Source organism: Pseudoalteromonas sp. NEC-BIFX-2020_015 (assembly GCF_012952265.1).
Classification (GTDB): Bacteria; Pseudomonadota; Gammaproteobacteria; order Enterobacterales; family Alteromonadaceae; genus Pseudoalteromonas; species Pseudoalteromonas neustonica.
On the sequence record NZ_JABCJL010000006.1, the window covers coordinates 64037 to 85752 of the forward strand.

General features: G+C 38.3%; 15 protein-coding genes. 10 read left to right on the top strand and 5 right to left on the bottom strand.

Annotated elements, in window-relative coordinates; genetic code table 11:
• Positions 1-159 precede the first annotated feature (159 nt).
• The gene (locus HH219_RS06185) at positions 160-876 is read right to left on the bottom strand and encodes an enoyl-CoA hydratase/isomerase family protein (RefSeq protein WP_169326936.1); all 717 of its coding nucleotides are present in this window, start codon (positions 874-876) and stop codon (positions 160-162) included.
• Between the two features lie 233 nt (positions 877-1109).
• On the opposite strand from HH219_RS06185, the gene HH219_RS06190 reads away from it, so the two are divergent.
• The 4 genes from HH219_RS06190 (at position 1110) to HH219_RS06205 (ending at position 4067) form a co-directional block, all read left to right on the top strand.
• The gene (locus HH219_RS06190; RefSeq protein ID WP_169326937.1) at positions 1110-1694 is read left to right on the top strand and encodes a MalM family protein; all 585 of its coding nucleotides are present in this window, start codon (positions 1110-1112) and stop codon (positions 1692-1694) included.
• A gap of 27 nt (positions 1695-1721) precedes the next feature.
• Positions 1722-2465: a hypothetical protein gene (locus HH219_RS06195; protein ID WP_249118465.1), complete on the top strand. Its 744-nt coding sequence runs from the start codon at positions 1722-1724 to the stop codon at positions 2463-2465.
• Positions 2462-3130: a hypothetical protein gene (locus HH219_RS06200; protein ID WP_169326938.1), complete on the top strand. Its 669-nt coding sequence runs from the start codon at positions 2462-2464 to the stop codon at positions 3128-3130. The genes HH219_RS06195 and HH219_RS06200 overlap by 4 nt, the downstream gene beginning before the upstream one ends.
• A 283-nt stretch (positions 3131-3413) precedes the next feature.
• Positions 3414-4067 (top strand): NAD(P)H-binding protein, encoded by a 654-nt coding sequence (locus HH219_RS06205; protein ID WP_169326939.1) that lies wholly within the window; start codon positions 3414-3416, stop codon positions 4065-4067.
• A 216-nt stretch (positions 4068-4283) separates the two neighbouring features.
• Here HH219_RS06205 and HH219_RS06210 read toward each other — a convergent pair whose 3' ends face one another.
• Both HH219_RS06210 and HH219_RS06215 read right to left on the bottom strand, forming a co-directional pair.
• A complete protein-coding gene (locus HH219_RS06210; RefSeq protein ID WP_169326940.1) occupies positions 4284-7529 on the bottom strand; it encodes a S41 family peptidase in 3246 nt (1081 codons plus the stop codon).
• 114 nt (positions 7530-7643) lie between these two features.
• Positions 7644-8351, bottom strand: a complete 708-nt coding sequence (locus HH219_RS06215; protein WP_169326941.1) for a hypothetical protein — start codon at positions 8349-8351, stop codon at positions 7644-7646.
• 127 nt (positions 8352-8478) lie between these two features.
• Here HH219_RS06215 and HH219_RS06220 point away from each other — a divergent pair, with 127 nt between their 5' ends.
• Positions 8479-9006, top strand: coding sequence for a CIA30 family protein (locus HH219_RS06220; protein ID WP_054206480.1), 528 nt, complete (start codon positions 8479-8481; stop codon positions 9004-9006).
• Between the two features lie 545 nt (positions 9007-9551).
• Here the strand turns inward: HH219_RS06220 and HH219_RS06230 are convergent.
• Together HH219_RS06230 and HH219_RS06235 are read right to left on the bottom strand one after the other, a co-directional pair.
• A complete protein-coding gene (locus tag HH219_RS06230; protein ID WP_169326942.1) occupies positions 9552-11060 on the bottom strand; it encodes a serine hydrolase domain-containing protein in 1509 nt (502 codons plus the stop codon).
• 53 nt (positions 11061-11113) lie between these two features.
• On the bottom strand, positions 11114-11947 hold the full coding sequence (locus HH219_RS06235) for an AraC family transcriptional regulator (RefSeq protein WP_054206482.1): 834 nt from the start codon (positions 11945-11947) through the stop codon (positions 11114-11116).
• Between the two features lie 562 nt (positions 11948-12509).
• On the opposite strand from HH219_RS06235, the gene HH219_RS06240 reads away from it, so the two are divergent.
• The 5 genes from HH219_RS06240 (at position 12510) to HH219_RS06260 (ending at position 21581) form a co-directional block, all read left to right on the top strand.
• Complete coding sequence (locus tag HH219_RS06240) at positions 12510-13976, top strand: basic secretory protein-like protein (protein WP_249118466.1); 1467 nt, start codon at positions 12510-12512, stop codon at positions 13974-13976.
• A 367-nt stretch (positions 13977-14343) separates the two neighbouring features.
• Positions 14344-17175: a TonB-dependent receptor gene (locus tag HH219_RS06245; protein ID WP_064435952.1), complete on the top strand. Its 2832-nt coding sequence runs from the start codon at positions 14344-14346 to the stop codon at positions 17173-17175.
• A 61-nt stretch (positions 17176-17236) separates the two neighbouring features.
• Positions 17237-19312, top strand: a complete 2076-nt coding sequence (locus HH219_RS06250; protein WP_054206485.1) for a basic secretory protein-like protein — start codon at positions 17237-17239, stop codon at positions 19310-19312.
• A 429-nt stretch (positions 19313-19741) separates the two neighbouring features.
• Positions 19742-20860, top strand: coding sequence for an AAA family ATPase (locus HH219_RS06255; protein WP_169326943.1), 1119 nt, complete (start codon positions 19742-19744; stop codon positions 20858-20860).
• Positions 20850-21581, top strand: a complete 732-nt coding sequence (locus tag HH219_RS06260) for a hypothetical protein (RefSeq protein WP_169326944.1) — start codon at positions 20850-20852, stop codon at positions 21579-21581. The genes HH219_RS06255 and HH219_RS06260 overlap by 11 nt, the downstream gene beginning before the upstream one ends.
• Positions 21582-21716: the final 135 nt, after the last annotated feature.

Here is a 21716-nt window from a genome sequence, read left to right on the forward strand (position 1 = left end):
CAATATATACATAGCAACAAAATGTTAACTACACGGAGAGTGTACAGGTACAAAAACCTGATGCAATTGAATAAATTTAATACAACCATATTAGTTTTTCACTAGGGCGTATTGACCTTTGTGGATTGAAATTTGTTCAATCTAGGGGCGATTTATAACTTAAACCATCAAGGCTAGCTTATCGATGAATGGTTTATTTTCTTCATCAATGATCTGAATAATGTCTTTGTGTAAGCGCTTTTTGTGCTCGGCAAAAATAGTGCGCTTTTTATCAAACGTGGCTGCAAACTGCATTGCATCGGCTAATAAGTTTTCTTGGTCAGTTGAGGCTTTCTCAATAACGTGATCAATAGCCAGCTCGGCTCCAGATACTCGGCGCCCTGTTAGCTTCATTTCGTTAAAACGATAATAAGGTATCGCTTTTTTTACAAAAGCTATCATCCCCGGTAAAAATGGAATAGATAAATCCACTTCAGGGAAACAAAAGAACCCACGATCGCCGCGCATAAATCTAAAATCACAGGCGCAAGCTAAAATTGCACCGTTACCAAAAGCATGGCCATTAATAGCAGCAATCACTGGCATTGGGAAAAGTAGTAACGTTTTAAATACATCGTCCATATCGTACATAAAAGTACGAATTTCATCGGCGTTTTTTGCCTTCATTGCAGGTAATAGCCAGTCAGTGTCAATACCTAAGCTCCAGCACTTTTCATCGTTTGAAGTGATCACGAGCGCTTTGTGGTTTTGATTTTCAACAACCTTTGCAAGCATCTGTTTGAGTTGCTGCGCAAATTGTGGGTTCTGACGATTTTCACCATTTGTTAAAGTTAAAATCGCAATATTATTGTGAGTCGTTAAAGTTATGATACTCATAAAGTGCCTTTTCAATTTTATAGTTATTTTTAAATACGTTTATGCATATTTGCAAGTATGCTTCACTTTGTTTCTTGTGTAGTTAAATACCACCGATTATTTGGAGTAACACAGCTTCCCCCCCATAATTTGTTTAATTTCATTTACATTGTGTCACATATTCAAGTTTTATATATTTTAGTCTTGTTCCAGATTAGGTATTATTTACACATAAATAATACCTAATAAAAGTTATGAAAAAATTAGCGACCGCATTGCTCTTACCTCTGTTCTTATCTTCTTGCGCTAATTCGCCTGGAAGTGATCTAATCAAGTTAAATAACCGTACTGCATGCTGCTCGGACTTAAAATCGATTAAATTCGTAGCACAACAACCAAAGCAGCTTACTTACTTTGATTTAGAAAAGCAGGCAGTCAGGCTTTTTAACGAGGCTAAAAGCCCGTTCATTGCGATTGAAAAACCACACAATAGTCGTTTTGCTCAAGTTTTTAGTCACGCCAATGGTGCTTTTATTCAAACTGCAACACTGGTTTATCCACAGTTACTGATTTTAGATAAATCAAAGCAGGTTATTAAACACCTTAAACCTTATGAAGCATGGGAATATGGCTTACCAACAACCTTAGACTTGGATGGTAATCTATATTACAAAACACAATTTACTCTACCAGAGGAAGCCAAATACTTAATTTTTTATACTGATAGCAGCTTGAATAATAAAAAAGCCAAAATTAACTGGCGCTCGCAAGTCGGAGGAAGTGAATACAGGCACCTTACCCTCACTTCGTTCGCTAAAATTGGTATCAAATTACTTTAATTTTACACTCATTTTTCAGGAATTATTATGAGATATATTTTTACTATTATTATCCTTATCACACTTAGTGGCTGTAACTCTTCACCTAATTACATGAATACGGCACAATTAAAATCAAACCATCAGGTACTCGGATTTGGCGGTTTTTATGTTGAAGAAGATCTCACTTACTTTGAACAACAATTAGAAAGTCATTATAAGACACCTATAAAAAAAGCACTTGAAGAGCGTGGGTTTAAAGTAGTCGATGCCAGCGAAGTTTATACTGTATTTCATCAATTATTAGACAACGCTGACAACTTATATGACCCGCTTACTGGTCAAGAAAATGAAAACCTACGTAATGAACTCTGGAAAAAAGCCCTTTTCACAACAAAAACTAAGCTAGGTATAAATGCATTTGTATTTGCAGGTGTTGATACCGTACGCGCACATTTTACTAACAGTATTTTATTAGGCCACGTAGCCAAATGGTATGGCCAAGAAGAGTCTTACCTTGAAGGTGGTGCCGATGGTGGTGATATATTTGTATCACTATTTCAAAACGAACAAGGTTATGTGCCAGGCAGCAGAGTGTATATCCGTATTCGAGATGAGTATGACACACTTTTAACTATGGGCTCTGGAGGCATTGAGTTAGTAGCGCAATTTAATAGCGATGAAGAAATTATTGTTAAAGATGCCGACAAATTATTTAAAGACCCTGCAAAATTGGATAGCGCGTTACAATTCGCATTAGAGACAATTGACACTTGGAAGACGAAAAAATGATTAAGCACATTTTTATCATCATCGCTTTGCTAAATTTAGTCGGTTGCAAACTAATTCAATACAATAGCGACCCCAACGTGACAGCGAATACAATTACATTCGCTAAGCCCGCAACCCATCGCAATCTAGCCTATATATGGTTACCAACAGCCAATACCGGTAACAAAGTACTCTACCGAGAAGCATTTGATAATAACGTTGCCAATTTCTCAAAAAAACATACATTGACCAACTTAAACCCTCAAGCACAAACAGTGTTTAATGACTTTATTATTGAGCAAGGCGGCGCTTTTGATACCAACACAGGTAAGCTCAACGCTGAGTTAATACAAACAGCAATGCAGCACACGTTTAATAACATTACAGCGGAATACCCAAGCGTTGACACTCTGTTAGTTATTCATCCAAAAGAAACCGCTATCAAAGTGGTTGATGGCACTGCTAATTGGCATGGGGTTGAACAACATATCGCGACTATAAAATCAGTTGAATTCAGGTCTGTTATAAGCCTTGCCATACAATACTATGCTCCAGAGAGTAAAACTTACAATCTCGAGATTGGCTTAGATCTGCATACGCCAGATTTAACCGACAATAGTAAATATGAGCAAGTCCTCACACATATTTTAGAACCTATCGTTATTTTAAATACAGCAACAAAATAGCTAACCTGAACTCGGGTTAAGATATTTACAAACGTATTGATTTAAAATTATAAAAACTTACTCAACTCTCCTGTCGGTGATTTTCAGGGATAACAAGGCGAATTTACGCGTCGAAGCTTGTCTATTGCAAGTAAATTCAACGTAGTTAGCGTTGCAAATAGCCACTGGAAATAGGTTTATTATTCCGAGTTTGGGTTAACTAACAACCTGCGAGTAAGCTAAATAGTTAGCTCACTCGCAGGTTATTAGCAACTACATATCAAATTTATACCTAAGGATACCTATGCTAAATAAAGTCGCGGTTGTTGTAGGTGCAACGGGGTTAGTTGGCCATCATTTAGTTGAGCAATTAACCGCTGCAAGTCACATAGAAAAAGTGATAACGCTAACGCGTCGCCCGGTTACTTATAACAATGACAAAGTAGTTAACTACGTGGTTGATTTTAATAATTTAACGCAACATGCAGACCTACTCAAAGCAGATGTATTATTTTCATGTTTAGGCACAACTAAAAAAGCCGCAGGCTCTATTAGTGCACAACGCAAAGTTGATTTTAATTACCAATTACAAATAGCAAAGCTGGCAGCAAATATGGATGTTAAACATTATGTATTAGTGTCATCCAGTGGGGCAAATGCTCACAGTAATAACGCCTATTTAAAAATGAAAGGTGAGCTTGAAGATGCAGTAAAAACACTGACTATTAAGCGTATTAGTATTATTCAACCTTCGTTGTTATTAGGGAAGCGTGACAACGACTTTCGCATTGGTGAAAAGCTAGGCAGCGTGCTTTTACCTATATTATGTATGCTACCGGGGCTTAAAAAATTTAAGCCAATTACAGGCCAACAAGTCGCAAAAAAGATGAGTAATATCAGCAAACAATCCGGTGATGGTGTTGAATATTTTAAATTAGATGAGCTGTTTGAATGTTAAACTTTAGCACGTATTTATACCGTCCTTTTCGCCATAAAAAGCGTTCTACAATATTTAATATCAGTTCCTCTAAGCTTGAGTTTAACTCGCACTTGTATTGTAAAACCTCATATTTGCTTGGCATAAAGCCCCGCCTACAGTAAATTTAAACACGCCCTACCGTAAAAACATAAAAAAGCCAGCAAATGCTGGCTCAATTATTAATGCCTATTAACCTTACGACTTGCCAAACTCAGTTGGTGCCGGTGGCACAACAAGTGGCTTTTTCGGGTTCGCTTTAAGCTCTTTTAATAGCTCTTGAACGGCGCGCTCAATCGATGGATCTTGGCCTGCCTGAATAAGCTCTGGACGATCAATCACTTCGATATCAGGGCTGACGCCTTCATCTTCTATGATCCAGTTACCGTCGTTATCAAGTATTCTAAAGGTCGCTGCAATTACTGAGCCGCCATCAACAAGACTTGGATTACCTGAAATACCAATTAAGCCACCCCACGTACGTGTACCAATCAGTTTACCTAAGCCTGCTTGGCGGAAGTAATACGGTAACGCATCACCACCTGAGCTTGAGTAGCCATTGATCAACATCGCTTTTGGACCATCGTGAGCAAATTGTGGTGTTTTAGTTGGCTCAACACCACGGCGCTTCCAATAGTTTAGCGGTTTACGCGCCAGCCAAGTGATCATGTGCTCTGGAATAAATCCGCCACCGTTATAACGATCATCGATGATCATTGCATCTTTGGTTGTTTGCGGTAAAAAGTTTTTAAATAACGAACGATTTCCCTCGTAATGCGTGTTTGGCAAGTGTACATAGCCAATACGCCCATTTGAGAGTTTATTAACGTAATCAGCACGTGATTGCGCCCATTGTAAATAACGCAGGCCTGTTTCGCTTGCAATTGGTTCTACGGTTACTTTCCAGCTTTTTTTCAAACTTGGTGATTTACTAAGCAATAACTCAACCGGTTTGCCTTGCGTGTTTTCGAGTAATTCATAAAAGTTGACAACATCTTTTACTGAACGACCATTCACCTCAACAATATAGTCACCAACGCTTGCGTTAATACCTGTTTCGTTAAGTGGTGAACGGAAGTTTTCGTGCCAGTTTTCACCTTTAAAAATGTTTTCTATTTTTACAAAACCCGATTTATGCGCACTAATTTCAGCACCTAATAAACCATGTTGTAAACGTGTTGCTCTTGGCATATCCCCAGAGTTTACATAGATATGACCAGAGTTAATTTCACCAGCTATTTCACTTAATACGTGATCAAGGTCTGCACGGTGTGCAACGGCATCTGCCATTGGTTGATAGCGTTTTAAAATTGCGTCCCAATCTTGGCCATGATGATTTTCATCATAGAACCAATCGCGCAAAGTACGCCAACCTTCACGGTACATTTGCGCCCATTCTGTTTGTGGATCAATTTTAAGTACCATGTCTTGCAGGTTTAATGCGGTGGCTTTTAAGTCTTGCTTAGGCGCTGGTTTTATAACACTAAAACTATCACCTGCTCGCGCAATAATATGCTCTGCGTTGGCTGATATTTTATAACTATTAACACCCGCTGCAACGCTCGCTATTTCACCATCAACCGCAATCGGGATTAATTTAAGCTCACCAGATGAAAGTGTTAGTACGCCCTCTTTAACACCGGTGAGTGCGCGGTAATTGCCAGCAGGCGCATTTAGTGCAACAACACGGTCCATAAAGCCGTCACTTTCAATGTGATTGCTTGGCGTGTTTGCTGATTTTTCATCGTCTTTATCCGCTTTAAGATCAACGATGCTTGTTTCATCAGTAAGTGGGGCATTAAGTGGCTTAATGTTACTGTTTACCGCAACCGAATAAAGGCGCGTTGCGTTGTTAAACATGTAATCAAATTCGTAGCTACTAAAGGTTAAATTAAAGTCTCGCTCTGAGGTAAAATATAGCTGTTGTCCATCAGGCGAAAACGCCGGATTTGTTTCACTGCTCATATCGTCTGTTAGGCGAGTAACTCGCTTACCTTTAATATTGTAATGCCACAGCGACGCATAGCGGTTTTCATTATTTTTAACAAAAACAATGTCTTTACTATTAGGTGACCAAATATACGTGGTTAAGCTATCTTCTTCATATTTTGCGGTATCAATTTTGTGCTGTTTACCCGTTTTGATATCAAGCCACCAAAGCGTATGATTTTGATCAGCAAACAATAGCTTTTTATTATCTGGCGACCAAATAGGGTCAAAACGCCAAATACTGCCATTACTGGTAAGTTGCTTAACCTTATTGTTGTTGGCTCTGTCTTGTATGTAAATTTCATACTCGCCGCTTTCATCACTCATATATGCAATGTAACGGCCATTTGGTGACCAAGATGCCGCTATTTCACGCCCTTTAGGCGTATGGCTTAAATTACGTGTTGGGCCATTTTTAACTGGCACAGAGAATAATTCGCCACGCGCACTAAACACTACACGCTTACCATCATGAGATACATCCATTGAATCAATGAAATCGCTGACATTTTTGCTGTAAGGCATGGCATATTCACGACTGCCTTGTACATTGATGGTCAGTTTTTCTTCGCGCTGGGTTGCATCATCAAAGCGATACAAGTAACCGCCATTTTCATACACTATGGCGTCAGGCCCAGCTGATGGCCAAAGTACGTCAAAATCTTTGTGATGGGTGACTTTTACTGGCTTTTTACCGTCTTGATGCTTGTACAAGTTTAACGTGTACTCTCGATCCGACACATAATAAATGTTGTCGTTCACCCATGTAGGTTGTTGATCGGTTGCCCTGTCAGTGGTCAATTGCGTTGATTTATTATTTTCTAAATCGTATACCCATACATCTTGAGCACGCCCGCCACGCGAACGTTTCCACGTACGAAATTCACGATCAATTGGGGTATATACATACTGTTTTCCATCTGGCGATAACATACCACCGCCAGTTTCAGGAATTGCTAATGGTTGTTCTAAGCCTCCCTCAGCGGGTACCATATATGGGCGACCCACACGTTTGCCATGCGGTGTACGATTCGCTCTAAATACGATATGTTTACCATCGGGTGTCCAATCAAGTACACGGTAGTCAAACCCACCTCGAGGTGGCATAACACCTACGTCGTTATAGTAAGTCAGCTGCTTTAGTTCGCTGCCATCGCGGTTCATAACATACACTTGGCGGCTGCCATTGTATTGCGCCGAAAAAGCAATTTTTGACCCATCAGGAGAAAATTTAGGAAAGGTTTCAAAACCAATATGATCAGTTAAACGCGTGCTTTTACCGGTTTTTGTATTGGCGATATAAATGTCACCGGCATAAACAAACGTCACTGACTCTTTATGAATATCAGGAAAACGTAATAAACGCGTATCTTGTGTGTCATAAGCAAAAGCCATTGGCGATATTGCAGGTGCAACTGCGACGGCTACTGCTGTTAATAAAGTACGTAATTTCAACTTTACTATCCTTATATTGTTATTTTATATCATCATAACAACATAAATACGGATTGCAGCTTTGTTCGACAAATTACTGTAACAGAGTGTAAATATTGCTATGTATTTTAATAATTACATTCCCCCGACTTTAGGAAGTTGCTTTTTATTCGTTATTTTAAACGTTGTTAAATCAACTAGCATTGAAAACACGTCACTATTATCTATAAATAGTACAAATAAATTGCCATCTTCATTTACATCATACTCAAGGACACTATCGTAGCCTGTAATAATCTCGTTATAGTCACTCCCATCCGTTTTACTTAATGCAAAAGTGCTTTTGTCATCGCTGTTTAAAAGGCCATCGTTATTTGTGTCGTTTTTAATAACATCATAGGCAATACCAGCCGCACTTGATTGCGAGTCAAATTCAGATAAATAGAGTGGCTGAATATCAATAATCAATTGATCTGTCGTACTAAAAAGCCAATTTGAATGGTTTGTTTTGCCATTTATAAACATCACATTCTTTGAGCGTGTTGCATTGTATTTATAATAAGAAGAACCATTAAAATTTTCTGTAACCTGGCCAAACTCACGTTCTGTTTCCGCTTCAATCGTTAACTTTTCAGATTCAAGTTCTATAAAGTAAAAGTCCGTTTTTCCTATTCTTTGCGGGTAGCCCAAGCGCCATTTTTCTTCTTCGTTTTTGTCATCGGCTAAATTTAACGTCGGTGGCTCAATATAATTATCGCTAAATATTGTTTGGCGAGTTGATATGAGATTAACAAAGTTCCTATTACAATTCCTAACAATATAATAAGCCCATTTAGGTTCCATACCCATTTAAAAAATGTCTCTGATTTCATGTTTTTCCCAACATATTAAAAAATAATTGAACAATTTTAGTAAATATACGTATTGATAGGTTTGTATACCTAAACCACTATACCGCTGAGGCGTACCAATGAAAATACATAATATTGCATCCGTAGTTGCCGTAAGTTTGCTTTTGCCGTCGGGGTTTGTAAGCGCAAATCAAAGTTGGTATATAGTCAATGACTCTGTAATGGGTGGATTATCAACAAGCCAAGTGTATGAAAAAGATGACGCATTAGTTTTTTCAGGTACTGTATCACTTGAAAACAACGGCGGGTTTGCATCGGTTCGCACAGCCATTAACACCAATGAGCAAGCCGCTAACCAAATTTCATTACGCGTTAAAGGTGATGGCCAAACTTACCAACTTAGATTAAGAACAACACAATATTTAGATGGTCCAGCCTATACAACTTCATTTAAAACCACCAAAGATGAATGGCACCTAGTGAACTTTACACCTTCGGATTTTAGCCTAACTTTTCGCGGGCGCATACTTGAGCAAAACCCTAACTTTTACTTTAAAGATATTAGGCAGCTAGGCATCATGATAGCTAAAAAACAACAAGGCGACTTTAAACTCGAAATAAACCAAATAGCCTTTAATAATAGTTAATCACAACAAAATTCTATCCCTGAAAAGTGTGTGGGAGTAATTCAATTAAGCATGGGCTAAAACGTATTACATATCACACTAACAGGCTTTATTAGTCACTTGTTAGCGATTTGTGTAATCACCCACAACCTCCAAAATAGATCTGAGATAACTCGTAGTTTTATCTGCTATTTCCTGTCTAAATATAAATAAAATAAAAAAGGACTGGCATATATTTTGTCAGAAAATCCCTGCACGAACTTAAGCGTATTAACAGTAAATACGGGCTAGTCACTATGTGTACAAGCGGCAGGCAAGGCATAGCTGCTACTTTTGAAGCACTTTAATTTATAGAGTGTTTTTGGAGCATTGGCCAAAAGTAGCAGCGTAATAGTTGAACTAAAACAAAATAAGGAACATGACGCTTAAAAGTGTGTTCCTTTTCTTGATTTTAATCTTAAGTCCCTGCTTTAAAATATATTTTAACTTAAAGTTTGATACACTCAGAGCTACAACAATTTAAGTTATTGATTTACCTTAAATAAAGTAACTTTAGATAAGTAAGGTCAGAGTTTATTTTCTACGATTTTGTTAAAAACTATCCCGCCATAAGACAATGAATTTACATTTTCAGTCACATCAAAACGAATCACTGTTCCTGAAGTCGGCTCCATTTGAACCCTTATTTGCTCTACTTTATCCATCCCTGTAGATCTAGAGTGCATAACACCCCACGTGACATCAAACCGACCCTCAATGTTCAATTTAACCGTCATTGTGCCAAGCAAACGATGAGTATATTCCCCGACATAATTTTCTTTTGGTAGGCTAAGTAAAAACTCTCTTTTATTTAATTTACTTTGCTGCTTCGCTAACATTGTATCTATTGCGCTTAGTTTACCTTTGAGCGATGCAATTCTTTGCGCTATAGACTCTTTAATGCCTGTCTCTTGTAAAAGTGAGCCATATACGTAATCAGCAATAACACTGGTTAAACGACTACTTAAAAAATCTTCATTATTTAAAATTACAAGGCCAATTTTCTTTTCAGGCATAAATGAAACATGTGCATGGGCTCCTGCAAAGCCACCAAAATGATGTAACATTCTCTGGTTTTTATAATCACCAGTGTACCAGCCCCATGCATAGCCATCGCGCTTAAAATCTAAAAAAGCAGTATCTGTAGTTACTTGCTGAGTATGGGATTTTGCAATTACCTCTGACGGAAAAACGCCTTTACCATCAATATACCCCTGATTTAATTGAGCAATTAAAAACCGCCCTAGATTTTTAGAGGTCGCGTACATCCCCCCAGCAGCATGCATAGTGCTATCTTGCTTTTCTAAATAAAGTGGTTCACTACTTTTGGGGTTAGTTAAAGAATAGGGTTTAGCAATGCGCGATTTATCTTTAATGTGGGAGGATTTAGCACTGGTTGAAAGCATTTTAGCGGGCTCAAAAATTTGATTTTGTAACTTTTCCTGCCAGCTTTGCTTAAAATAACGATCTGCAAAAACACTGTAAATATTGTAACCAACATTTGTATATTTAAACTCACCCACCGCTTCTTTTGATAAGCTTGACTCTTGTATTACCAGCTGTTCAATAGACTGCGCTGTGTGCTCACCGCTAAAAGCCGTTGCTAATACCAATGGTAGATTATTAATTGAAGCCGTATGAGTCAGTAAGTCTTTAGCCACAATATTTTCTCGCCCTGGTAATATTAACTCAGGAAACATCGCCTCTAAGGTAGTGCTCTTTAACGTTGTATTACTCGAAGCATCAAGTAGATGATTAAGTGCTAGAAATGGCTTGGTTACAGATGCAATGTAAAAGCGAGTATCAGCATCAGTTTTTAACCCTTCTTGAATATTACGATAACCCCAATAGCCTTCATATATTATTTTATCTTCATAAACAACAGCAACCGCAGTCCCTGACGGTAATTGTGCTGTTTCTTTAATATTATTTACAAATGAGTTTAAAAACTCACTATCAAATTGATTTTGCTTTGCCTCTATACCAAATGACGATATTAAAATAATAAAACTTAACGCCTGTATTATATAATTCATTTATTTATCTACCTTGATTAGTTTTGTTTATTTCATCATGGATATAAGCCTATTTATAGAATAGATGTAACATCACCTCGCTTTGATGAAAAAAGTTTTGCTAGCTGGCGTGGTGTTATATTAAATTGGTTTTTAAGTGTTCGCGTAAAGTGACTTTGATCTGAAAAACCGCCAAAAGCACTCGCTGAACTAATACTATTTTGGTCACATAAAATAGCCGAAATGCTTTTTTGCAAGGCTAATCGTTGTCGATATTGTGAAATTGACATACCAAAATAGGTTTGAAAAATACGACTCAGGTGTACTCTGTGCACCCCCACACTCACTGCTATTTGCTCGATGCTCATATCACTTTCGTTTAAGGCCTGCTCTGCGAGTTTTAGCCACGTAGGCGGATACCTTAACTTTTTGGCGTAAGGGATGGTGGCGCTAAAAATGCCAAGCACACGCTCTTCATAATCAATGTGTTGTGAACAACTTGGTTGCATCAACATACCGCTCATACCATGCCATTGCGCTGACATTTGACTTAGTTCACTAAAGCGATGATTTAACGCGCCATATTCATCAAAAAAAGCCGATTGCTCCGAGTCAATATTGACTGATAGAAAAAAAGCGCCATAGGGACCAATAACGTTACTGTGCCTATGCGACAACGGTTTATACTCAACAACACCTATTTGGTTTTCTACTTCTGAGGATCTACTTTTTTCTATTGCTTGACCTGATACAAGCGAAGAAAATTGGCTCACTTTATGGCTATGCATAGGCATAAAAACATGAGGAAAATAATACACCAATTTGACTGTTTTAATTACCTCACTGTTGGCAGGAACAACTGTAATAGCACGATGTTCTTCATCCTCGCTAAATTTAAACGTATTCATTATTAATATTCCCATACAAAACTCGAAGCTTGACAAAAACAGCATTATTGGTGCTATTTAAGAGTCAGTAATACGTTATACAATGAGCGGTCATTTATTGGTTCAGAGCCACCAGCATTTTAAATAACTGTTAATAAGAAATGCATGATGCATTGTGTAAGAGGCTTAAGGTTAAAAAGTTCATACTACCCAACTATAGGTCGATGTCGAGAGCAATAGTATCACCCTTATTACCCGACAAGATCCTAAATAAACGACCAAGTGTACGGAAAAACCATATGATAAATTCAATAAGAAACTTAACAGGTCAATAAACTGGACAGCCACTTTAATTGAGTAAATAAAGCTGTGCTACCAAACATTAGGGTGGGTGTCATCTTTGTTATCCCATCTTTGTTATCCCATCTTTGTTATCATCTTTTATCTTCATCTATAAAGGTCAACACGCCCTAATACTTTCAGCAAAATTTAATTATAAAAGGAATACTCTGAGGTTAATTAACCTTGCTATTTTTGGAACGTTACAATAAATTACTATAAAAACCACACTAAATTTAAAATAATGATGAAAAAACGACTTTCTATACTGCCTATTTTTTTACTAACTGGCTGTAGCTTCACACCTACAATAAATAATAATGACCTTGTACTGATTGATATCACTGATCCCCTTTCAACGACAAGTAAAGTGTCTAGTCAATACCCTGATGAAATAGCCGGTGAAGGGTTAACCCAATTATTTGATGATTCAAAAAGTAGTAAATACCTATCAAAACAAAGTAGCACTTGGGTTCAGTTTGATTATGGCGCGCCTATCTCAGTAAAAAAATACCGATTAACCTCAGCGCAAGATGCACCAATGCGCGACCCAAGCAATTGGACGCTTCGTGGCTCAAATAATCAGACTGACTGGCAAACACTGCAAATAATCAGTGATTTTAAATTTGCACAGAGGGGTTTTACCGCAGAATTTGAGCTTGATAATGAAAGTAGCTATCAGTTTTACCGCCTTGAAATGACCCAACGCGGTAAAACACAATGGGGAGATAATTATCTTCAGTTGGCGGACTTGCAGCTTTTAGCCCCTACTAAGTTACCTGTTGTTGACTTTTTGGTATCAAAACAGATTGTAAAACCAAATGAAAATGTACAACTACAAAGCAATACGCTCAACAAACCAACCAGTTATGTATGGCGCGCTAATAAAACCATACTCGCTAAAAATACACCATCCCCAACAGTGAGTTTTGCTGAACCTGGCAGTTATAATTTATCTTTAAAAGCGATTAATAATTATGGTTCAGACACCTTAACCAAATATAATGCAATAAAAGTACTCGATAAAAGTAAACCATGGCAAGGGTTTAAAACTCCAACTGTAAAGCTGAATTTTATTGATAAAAAATCACCGGGGTATCATCGCCTAATTGCACTATTTCCTGATTTATCCCAAACAATTGATGATGTTACATATCAATTAGTTAAAGAATTATATAAAAATTTTGCAGAAGTACCAGAGTTTCGCCAAGTAGAATTTAAATTAGAGTGGATGGATACATTAGCGTATCGCAGTGGTGATGAAACCAATATGGTTATTGCCTTTAGCTCAAAATATATTACCGAAAAACTCAAAGATCAACCTGATGAAGTAGTCAAATATGAGCTACTTGGTGTGCTTTGGCATGAGCTTACCCATGGTTACCAGCTGTTTCCTGCAAACACCAGTTATGCATCTGACGACACTCACGCCTTTATTGAAGGCATGGCCGACTTAATCAGAATTGAAGCTGGCTATCATAAAACACGCTCACCTAAAACCTCACAAACATGGCTTGGTGGTTACACTAATACAGGGTTTTTCTTAAAGTGGTTATCTGACAACAAAGTGGATGATTTTGCATACCGATTTAATCAAACTGCAAAAAATATTGAACCGTGGTCGTTTCAAACTGCCATAGAATCACTCACTGACGAGCCTCTTACTTCACTTTGGGAACAATACCAGCAGAGCCTAATCACTACTCAATAAACTAAATAATAAAAAGCATATAGCCAATTATATGCTTTTTATTAATAAATATGCATATCCCCACCCTCTTTGTTCGCCAAGTAGCCCTCCAACCCCCCTAAATTACTGCCTCAAAGTTACCTGCCCTTACATTTTAAATCGACCTTAAAATAGAAAACTTTGTGAACTAAATGTAATTTTTGTTTGACATTGTTTATTTTCTAGCTGATTATTGGATCGTTCCTATTTCTGGGTTTGTTTTTAATAAATAAAATTGATATACGAATAAAATATAAATATTTATTAGCCTGTAGCTATGCAAATTTAGTTTTTTTTAGCTTTAAATTGGAACGTTCTAAATTATATAAATAATAAAATGGGTGGGGATATGAATAAGTTACCAAAAAGATATTTTTTTTCTAAAATCTGCATAGCGCTGTCATGCGCCTTGTCAATTCCGGTTATTGCGGCTGAACAAAATACTGAAAATAACGTCGCAGAGACTGAAATTGAACGTATAGTAACAACTGGTTCGCGTATTAAACGTACCGAACTTGAAGGGGTTGTGAACGTATTTTCGATCACCTCTGATGATATGATCAAAAATGGATTTTCATCTGTTTATGATGCGCTGGCAAATAATACAGCAGCAACGGGCGCTGTTTTAGGTGAAGTTAACACAGGCTCTTATACACCTGGTGCAAAAGAGCTCAACCTACGAGGTTTAGGCCCTGAGTACACTTTGATCCTCGTTAACGGTAAGCGTCTAGCATATTACCCTATGCCTTTTGGCGGCCAAACAAACTTTGTTAATTTAGATATGATACCAACTGCAATGGTTGATCGTATTGATATTCAAACGGGCGGCGCGTCAGCTATTTACGGCTCAGAAGCAATGGGTGGCGTTGTTAATATCATCACCAAAAAAGGAATTGAAGGTCAATATATCGATATTGACGGTGGTGTAGATACGTATGGCTCAAATCGCCGTAAAAGCGTTAGTTTTGTAGGTGGCTATAGCAAAGATGCATGGACCCTTGATTACGCACTAGAATACAAAGATAACGCGGGGCTTTTTTCAAGTGATCGTCCTTATCACGACAGTCTGTGGGATAACCCTGCGCCAAATGGAAACCGCGAATTAAACCGATCTATTACTGTTTACTCGCTTGATACACCAACAATCAATAACTACAGTACACAATATTGCAACACCGAAACTAACCCTCACCCAAAGGCTGTGCAACACTTTATTCAGCGTAATAATTATGGCATGAGCTGTGGCTGGGATGAAACAGGCGACAACCATTTAATAAACAAAAATCAAACATTTAGTGGTTACTTAAATTCAGAGTATGAATTAAGTAATGACCTTACCTTATTTGCAAATGGCTTTTATATCAGCCAAGAAAAGAAAGGTAGCCGTGGCACATTATTCTTTAACGATACTGAGTTTTGGGATCCTGATCTAGCAAACAAAGACGGCAGTCAAGGCGCTAGTGTAAAATACATGTGGCGTAAAGTGCTCGACAATGAGTACACCAATGATGGTTATGGTCGTACATTTAAAGACACTTCTTATTCATTTAACTTTGGTGTTATGGGCCAAGTTGCTGACTTAGATTACTCACTAGGCTTTTCACGCTCAGAGTATGACTTTTCTGACCGCTATTTGCATAACACCAAAACAGGTCTGTCATCTGTTCTTGGTGCGAAACTCGGCGAAGTTAATAACCTACCAATACACCGCCCAAATTACGGGTTGTGGTTTGGTGAGCTAACCCCTGATTCAGCACTGCAAATTGCTGACTGGGCAACTTACCAAGGTAACTCATTCAATAACACGTTTACTGCGGATATCACAGGCGATTTATTCGAACTTCCAGCTGGGCCAGTGGCGTTTTCAGCCTATATAGAATTTATGAATGAAGGGACAGAAGCAATCCCTGATGAACGAGTTCTAAATAAAGAGTTTGAAGGTCTGACAGGGGTAACAACAAAAGGCGAGCGGGATCGTTATGCCGCGGCAATTGAAGTGTTAGTTCCTGTGACTGATACGCTTGATATCGAATCCGCTGTACGTTATGACTATTATGATGATGACTCTAACGTAGGCGGCGCATTTTCCACACAATTAGGTTTAAGCTACCGCCCTGTTGAAGAAGTCGTTTTTAGAACAGCAATGGGCACAACATTCCGTGGGCCTGATTTAGCGGCTGTTTATAAAGGCTTTAGTGGTAACTTTGGCGCAGGCAACGACCGCATCCTTGCAGATGCATGTAAACAATTAGCCAACTCAGACGAAGCACTAGAATATGACGCCAGTGCTCTGGCAACTAGTTGCGCAAACGCAGACCTTCAAAGCAACCCTGATCAACCCAGCTTACAAGTAAACTTTGAAAGTGTATCAACTGGTGATAAAAGCTTAAAAGAAGAAACCGGAAGCACCTTTACTGCGGGTATCGTCTATGAGTTTAACGAATACCTTTCGTTTAATATCGACTACTACGACATTACAATCAAAGACAAAATTCAAGTCCTCAGTGCAGGCTACATTATGTCGATTGACTATGACTGCCAAACAGGCGTATTTGATAGTAACTCTGAGCGCTGTAAAAATATGGCTTCGCGCATTCAACGCTACGACGGCGCAGGCAATGGCACTGACCGACTAGGTAACCCAATATCTGGCGACCCTTACACACCGCATACAATTACTGAAGGCTATATTAATGCATCTGAACGTCAAGATGCTGGTGTTGATATTGGCGTTAAAGGCCTAGCTGAAACTGACCTTGGCTCGTTCAAGTATCAGTTTAACTTAACTCGCACACTGAAAAAGAAAGAGCGTTTGCGTGCTGGCGATGAGTTACTTGATTTACTTGATGACCAAAACAACATGGATTTTCGCACCTTAGCGAATGCGAGCGTTACCTGGGAGCACGATAACACTGCTATTTCTGTATTAGCGAATTACAAAGGCGCCCTGTGGAATAACGCCAATTATGGTGATCGCGTAAAATTGCCCGCATGGACCCGCTACAACCTAACTTTAGGTCAACAGCTAAATGAAGATGCACGCGTTATTTTCACTATTAATAACCTATTTAATGCGATGCCTCCACAAGATGAAACGTTTACAGGCTACCCATTTTATCGCATGGGCGCATACGACACACTTGGCCGCCAATTCTCGCTGCGCTTAACTTACGCCTTTTAAAATACCACAGGTGCTTAATATTAATTAAGCACCTAATAATAATTAAAAATCAGGTAATATCATGAAAAAATTACATTTATCAACAATCGCTTTGTGTGTAACAAGTCTGCTAGTCGGGTGCAATGACGGCTCTGGGTTTGTTTCAACAGCAAAACCAAAAACAGATACCCCTGCGGTTGTAACAGAAACCGCGGTTAGAAACATGAGCACTGATGCAGGCCGTGAAATCTCAGCGATTGATGCAGACTCGCCACCAGCTGAAACAGTTAGCAATTTATTTGATGGTAATAAAGGCACTAAATTTTTAACGTTTTCAAAAAATGCGACCGTCATATTTAAAGCCAGCCAGGCTTATGAGCTCGTGTCGTATAACTTCATTTCAGCAGATGACGAACCCAACAGAGATCCAAAAAACTGGGTACTCAAAGCCTCAAACGATGCTAACGAATGGCTTGAAATTGATAGCCAAGCTAACCAAGTATTTGCTAAACGTGGGCAATTAAATAGTTATGAGATTGAAGGCGAATTAAGTGCTTATCAATATTATAAATTTGAACTCGTTCACGGTGGCACTGATAGCTATGGGAACGATATTTTGCAACTTGCTGAAATTGAGCTTCAAGTAAAAGCAAAAGCCCCGATAGTTAGCTATAACGTCAATGATAAAACGCCAGAAGTTGACCAATTTATCATTTTTAAAGACACCTCTTTAGCTGGCGCTACAAGCTGGGAATGGCAATTTGAAGATGGAACACCAGCAACAAGTACAGCGCTAAGCCCTCTAGTCAAATTTAGTTCGTTAGGGCCTAAAACAGTTACACTCACGGCAAGTAATGATAAAGGCAGCACGACGTTAGTAGATAAAAATGCGATTCGTGTTTGGGACCCTGCTACACCATGGGCTGGCTTTCCAAAACCTGCGGTTAGTTACACTAAAAACTTAGCAGATCACCCTGGGCAACTCGCATTAGAGCGTGTAATGCCTGACTTAACAGACATTATCCATCAAATTTCATTAGGCGTTGCGCAAATTCTTTATACTAACGTAACTGAAATCAATGTATTCGAAACACTGAATTTTGAAACAGGTGAATATGACTTTCCCGCAGCAAAAAGCGGCACAGATAAAAATATGATTTTATATTTTGATCTAAACCACTTAGCTAACCTAGAAAGTAAAGGCGATGAAGCATTACGTCAAGAGATCATGGGTATACTGTGGCACGAATTAACCCATGGCTACAATAACACGCCAGCAAACGGCGAATATAAACCCGGCGCAGAGCTTCACAGCTACCTGGAAGGCTTAGCTAATTATGTGCGTATTAAAGCAGGCTTTTTAGAACATCAACGCCCACAAATTAGCTGGATCGATAGCTGGAATGAAGATGCCTACAATCAAACATCGTTCTTTTTAGAATGGGTGGCGAATACAAATCAAAATACTGATTTTATACGTTTATTTAATGCCTCAGCCAATGAAATTGAAGAATGGAGTTTTGACGCTGCATTTAAATCAATTTTTTCAGCGCAACGCGGTATAGATGTTGTTTTCGCGCAGTATCAGCAGTATTTAAAAAATGACTTAGGGTTAACTCCCTCTTACCCAACACCGGTAGAAGGTTACCGTAACTTTGCACAAGATGCCGGCATGACAGTAACGGGCTACGCCACTGATGTAGGTATTTGGGGAGAAGGGGTTGATAAAACAACAGATAATAACGTTAAAAATAAATATAACGCGATCATTGAAGCGCCGTGGTGGGTAGCAGAGCACGCACCTACACTACTGCCAATACAAGTCGTCTCCAGTGTTGATGTTGATTTTAGTTTTGAACAAACTCAGCTACTTAACCGCTACAGTATTGCAACGGGTAACGATAACCCACAACGCGATCCAACTAGCTGGCAAGTATTTGGCTCAACCGATGGTGCCAACTGGCAACTTATTGATACCGCCATGTTCCCCGATAACCCTGCGCGCTTAGTTACCTATCAATTTGAAGTACCGAGTAATACAACAGCTTATGCATATTACCGGTTCAGCTTTTTAAATGAGCAAACAGGCGATGGTGTTGGAGGCGATGAAGGCCGCCTAGTTCAACTTGGCGAAATTGCATTACTAACTAAAGAATAAATTTTTGTGAAACCCCGGGTAAACAAAAAGCCTTAACGTCAATGTTAAGGCTTTTTTATTTTAAAGCTAAAGTAGCCACCTCAATAAAAAGGAAAGTAAAAATAAGACCAAGTTGATACAAATGATTATTAATAATAATTTGTAAAAGAAAGATCGCTCTCAGTAGCACCTGACCAACGCCATCCTACACAGTAAAATACCTTACCAATTATTATCAACATCTTATGTTATCGAGTGGCTGGAGAGTGCCATGAGCAGACACTCATGATTAACTCGTTTCTACCCTATTACCAGACAGATCAAGTACTCATTCACACCCTGTTAATGGGCATTTCCCCTATAAAGAACTGCCGTATTTTTTTTACGGCAGTTCTTAGTTTCCTATGTTAGACTGTCTTCAGGTAATTATTTATAGTACTGGGGCATTTCATGTTAGCCAATTTTGCTGTATCCAACTTCAGAAACTTCTCTGAAAGATTTAACTTTAGCTTTGAAACAGAAAAGCATTATGAATTCAATACTAACAATGTACAAGATTGCATAATCAAGCATTCAATAGCCTATGGCCACAATGGGTGCGGCAAATCAAACCTTGGTATAGCCATTCTTGATTTAACTTGCCATATCAACGATGTAAACATAATGCATTCATTGAAGACCAACTACTTAAACGGCGATGCACGTAAAGATGATCTAGCCGTTTTTGAATATAAGTTTAAGTTTGGAAATGATATCGTTGAGTATCAGTACGGAAAAAGTGATGTTGCAAACACTAGATACGAAAAGTTAGTAATAAATAATGAGCTTGTAGTTTCATTTAACCGTGATGAAAGCGAAAAACTTATCGTTAAATTGGCAGGTACCGAAAGCCTTCGCTCTGAAATTACAAACCCCAACATATCAGCTATAAAATACATTAAATCCAATTCTATTTTAGATATGGAAGATAAAAACGCTCAGCTTTTTACTAAGTTTATCGATTTTGTTTCTGGGATGATTTTCTTCCGTACCCTCACACAGAATGCTGACTACTTTGGTCAAATTATTGATACGAATAAGCGCCTATCTCGTGCAATCATAGAAGCGAATAAACTAGGTGATTTTGAGAAGTTTCTCAATGAATCAGGTGTTAGATGTAAGCTAACTGTTATCGGTGAAGAAGAAGATCAACGCATTGCATTCGAGTATAAAAATAAGAATATAGAATTTTCATACGCAGCATCTACCGGAACAATGTCTCTAGGGATTTTTTATTACTGGTGGTTAAAAGTTGATTCAGGTGAATTAACTTTCGCATATATTGATGAATTTGATGCGTATTACCATTATTCACTATCTCAAGCCATTGTAACTAAAATGAATCAGAGTTCAGGTCAAACAATTCTGACGAGTCACAATCTAAGTATCCTTTCAAATGATTTACTAAGACCTGATTGCTACTTCGTCGTGGCTGATAAACAGTATCCACTCTATAAACTTGTAGATAAAGACTTAAGAAAAGCTCATAACTTGGAGAAAATATTCAAGGGTTTAACCTATGAATATTAAAAGTTTCATTCTTTGCGTTTTTGAAGGTGAAGTAAGGGAACCGCTATATTTCAATGGTCTCAAACAGTGCTTCTTTGGTGAACAAAGTATAGTTTACTGCTGTTTTGGTAATAATATTTACGAACTACACAGTAAGATGCTAGAAGATGAAGACTTAGATATTTTTGAAATTATTAAAGATAATAATACTGTCGATAGCAATAAGGGCTTGTTTGAAAAATTTAGTCGAGATGATTTCAATCAAGTTTTTCTCTTCTTCGATTTTGAGTTCCATGATGATAAATTCAGCTCTGAAGACTTAACTAAAATGGTTGAAACATTTGATGAGGAAACTGAATCCGGTAAGCTATTCGTAAGCTATCCGATGGTTGAAGCGATCAGGGATGTTCCATGCCACAACTCATTTATAGAGCACAAGATAAAGACTGAACAATCCAAAGGTAAAGTTTATAAAAACTTGTCTACAAAAGGTATGACCGACTATCTTGATCCTAGAAAGATAGGCGGAGAGAGGTGGACAGACTTAGTTCGCCTAAATGTCGAAAAAGGTAACTTTATTCTAGGTGGGATTCGAAATAACTTTGAAAACCCAGAACAATCTGACCTTTTGGATTGTCAGCTCAAGTTGGTTGAAGGCTCAAACGAGGTGTATGTCCTTAGCGCATTTCCTCTTTTTGTCTATCATCAAAAGGGAAGCCAATTTAACTTTGCTAAACAATAGAGGGCTTGGAGCCTTCTATTTGTCTCACTCCAAATTGGCAATTTATCTTCTAGTAGCCACCTCTTTAAACCAACATCTTCGAAAGACACCTAGCATATCTGAGTAAGCGAGATGCAGCAGCAGTTTCTAATTCTG

Coding starts and splice junctions, on each gene's coding strand:
- HH219_RS06190 (WP_169326937.1), top strand. CDS start 1,110: ATGAAAAAATTAGCGACCGCATTGCTCTTACCTCTGTTCTTATCTTCT.
- HH219_RS06185 (WP_169326936.1), bottom strand. CDS start 876: ATGAGTATCATAACTTTAACGACTCACAATAATATTGCGATTTTAACT.
- HH219_RS06260 (WP_169326944.1), top strand. CDS start 20,850: ATGAATATTAAAAGTTTCATTCTTTGCGTTTTTGAAGGTGAAGTAAGG.
- HH219_RS06255 (WP_169326943.1), top strand. CDS start 19,742: ATGTTAGCCAATTTTGCTGTATCCAACTTCAGAAACTTCTCTGAAAGA.
- HH219_RS06245 (WP_064435952.1), top strand. CDS start 14,344: ATGAATAAGTTACCAAAAAGATATTTTTTTTCTAAAATCTGCATAGCG.
- HH219_RS06230 (WP_169326942.1), bottom strand. CDS start 11,060: ATGAATTATATAATACAGGCGTTAAGTTTTATTATTTTAATATCGTCA.
- HH219_RS06200 (WP_169326938.1), top strand. CDS start 2,462: ATGATTAAGCACATTTTTATCATCATCGCTTTGCTAAATTTAGTCGGT.
- HH219_RS06195 (WP_249118465.1), top strand. CDS start 1,722: ATGAGATATATTTTTACTATTATTATCCTTATCACACTTAGTGGCTGT.
- HH219_RS06235 (WP_054206482.1), bottom strand. CDS start 11,947: ATGAATACGTTTAAATTTAGCGAGGATGAAGAACATCGTGCTATTACA.
- HH219_RS06215 (WP_169326941.1), bottom strand. CDS start 8,351: ATGGAACCTAAATGGGCTTATTATATTGTTAGGAATTGTAATAGGAAC.
- HH219_RS06205 (WP_169326939.1), top strand. CDS start 3,414: ATGCTAAATAAAGTCGCGGTTGTTGTAGGTGCAACGGGGTTAGTTGGC.
- HH219_RS06220 (WP_054206480.1), top strand. CDS start 8,479: ATGAAAATACATAATATTGCATCCGTAGTTGCCGTAAGTTTGCTTTTG.
- HH219_RS06240 (WP_249118466.1), top strand. CDS start 12,510: ATGATGAAAAAACGACTTTCTATACTGCCTATTTTTTTACTAACTGGC.
- HH219_RS06250 (WP_054206485.1), top strand. CDS start 17,237: ATGAAAAAATTACATTTATCAACAATCGCTTTGTGTGTAACAAGTCTG.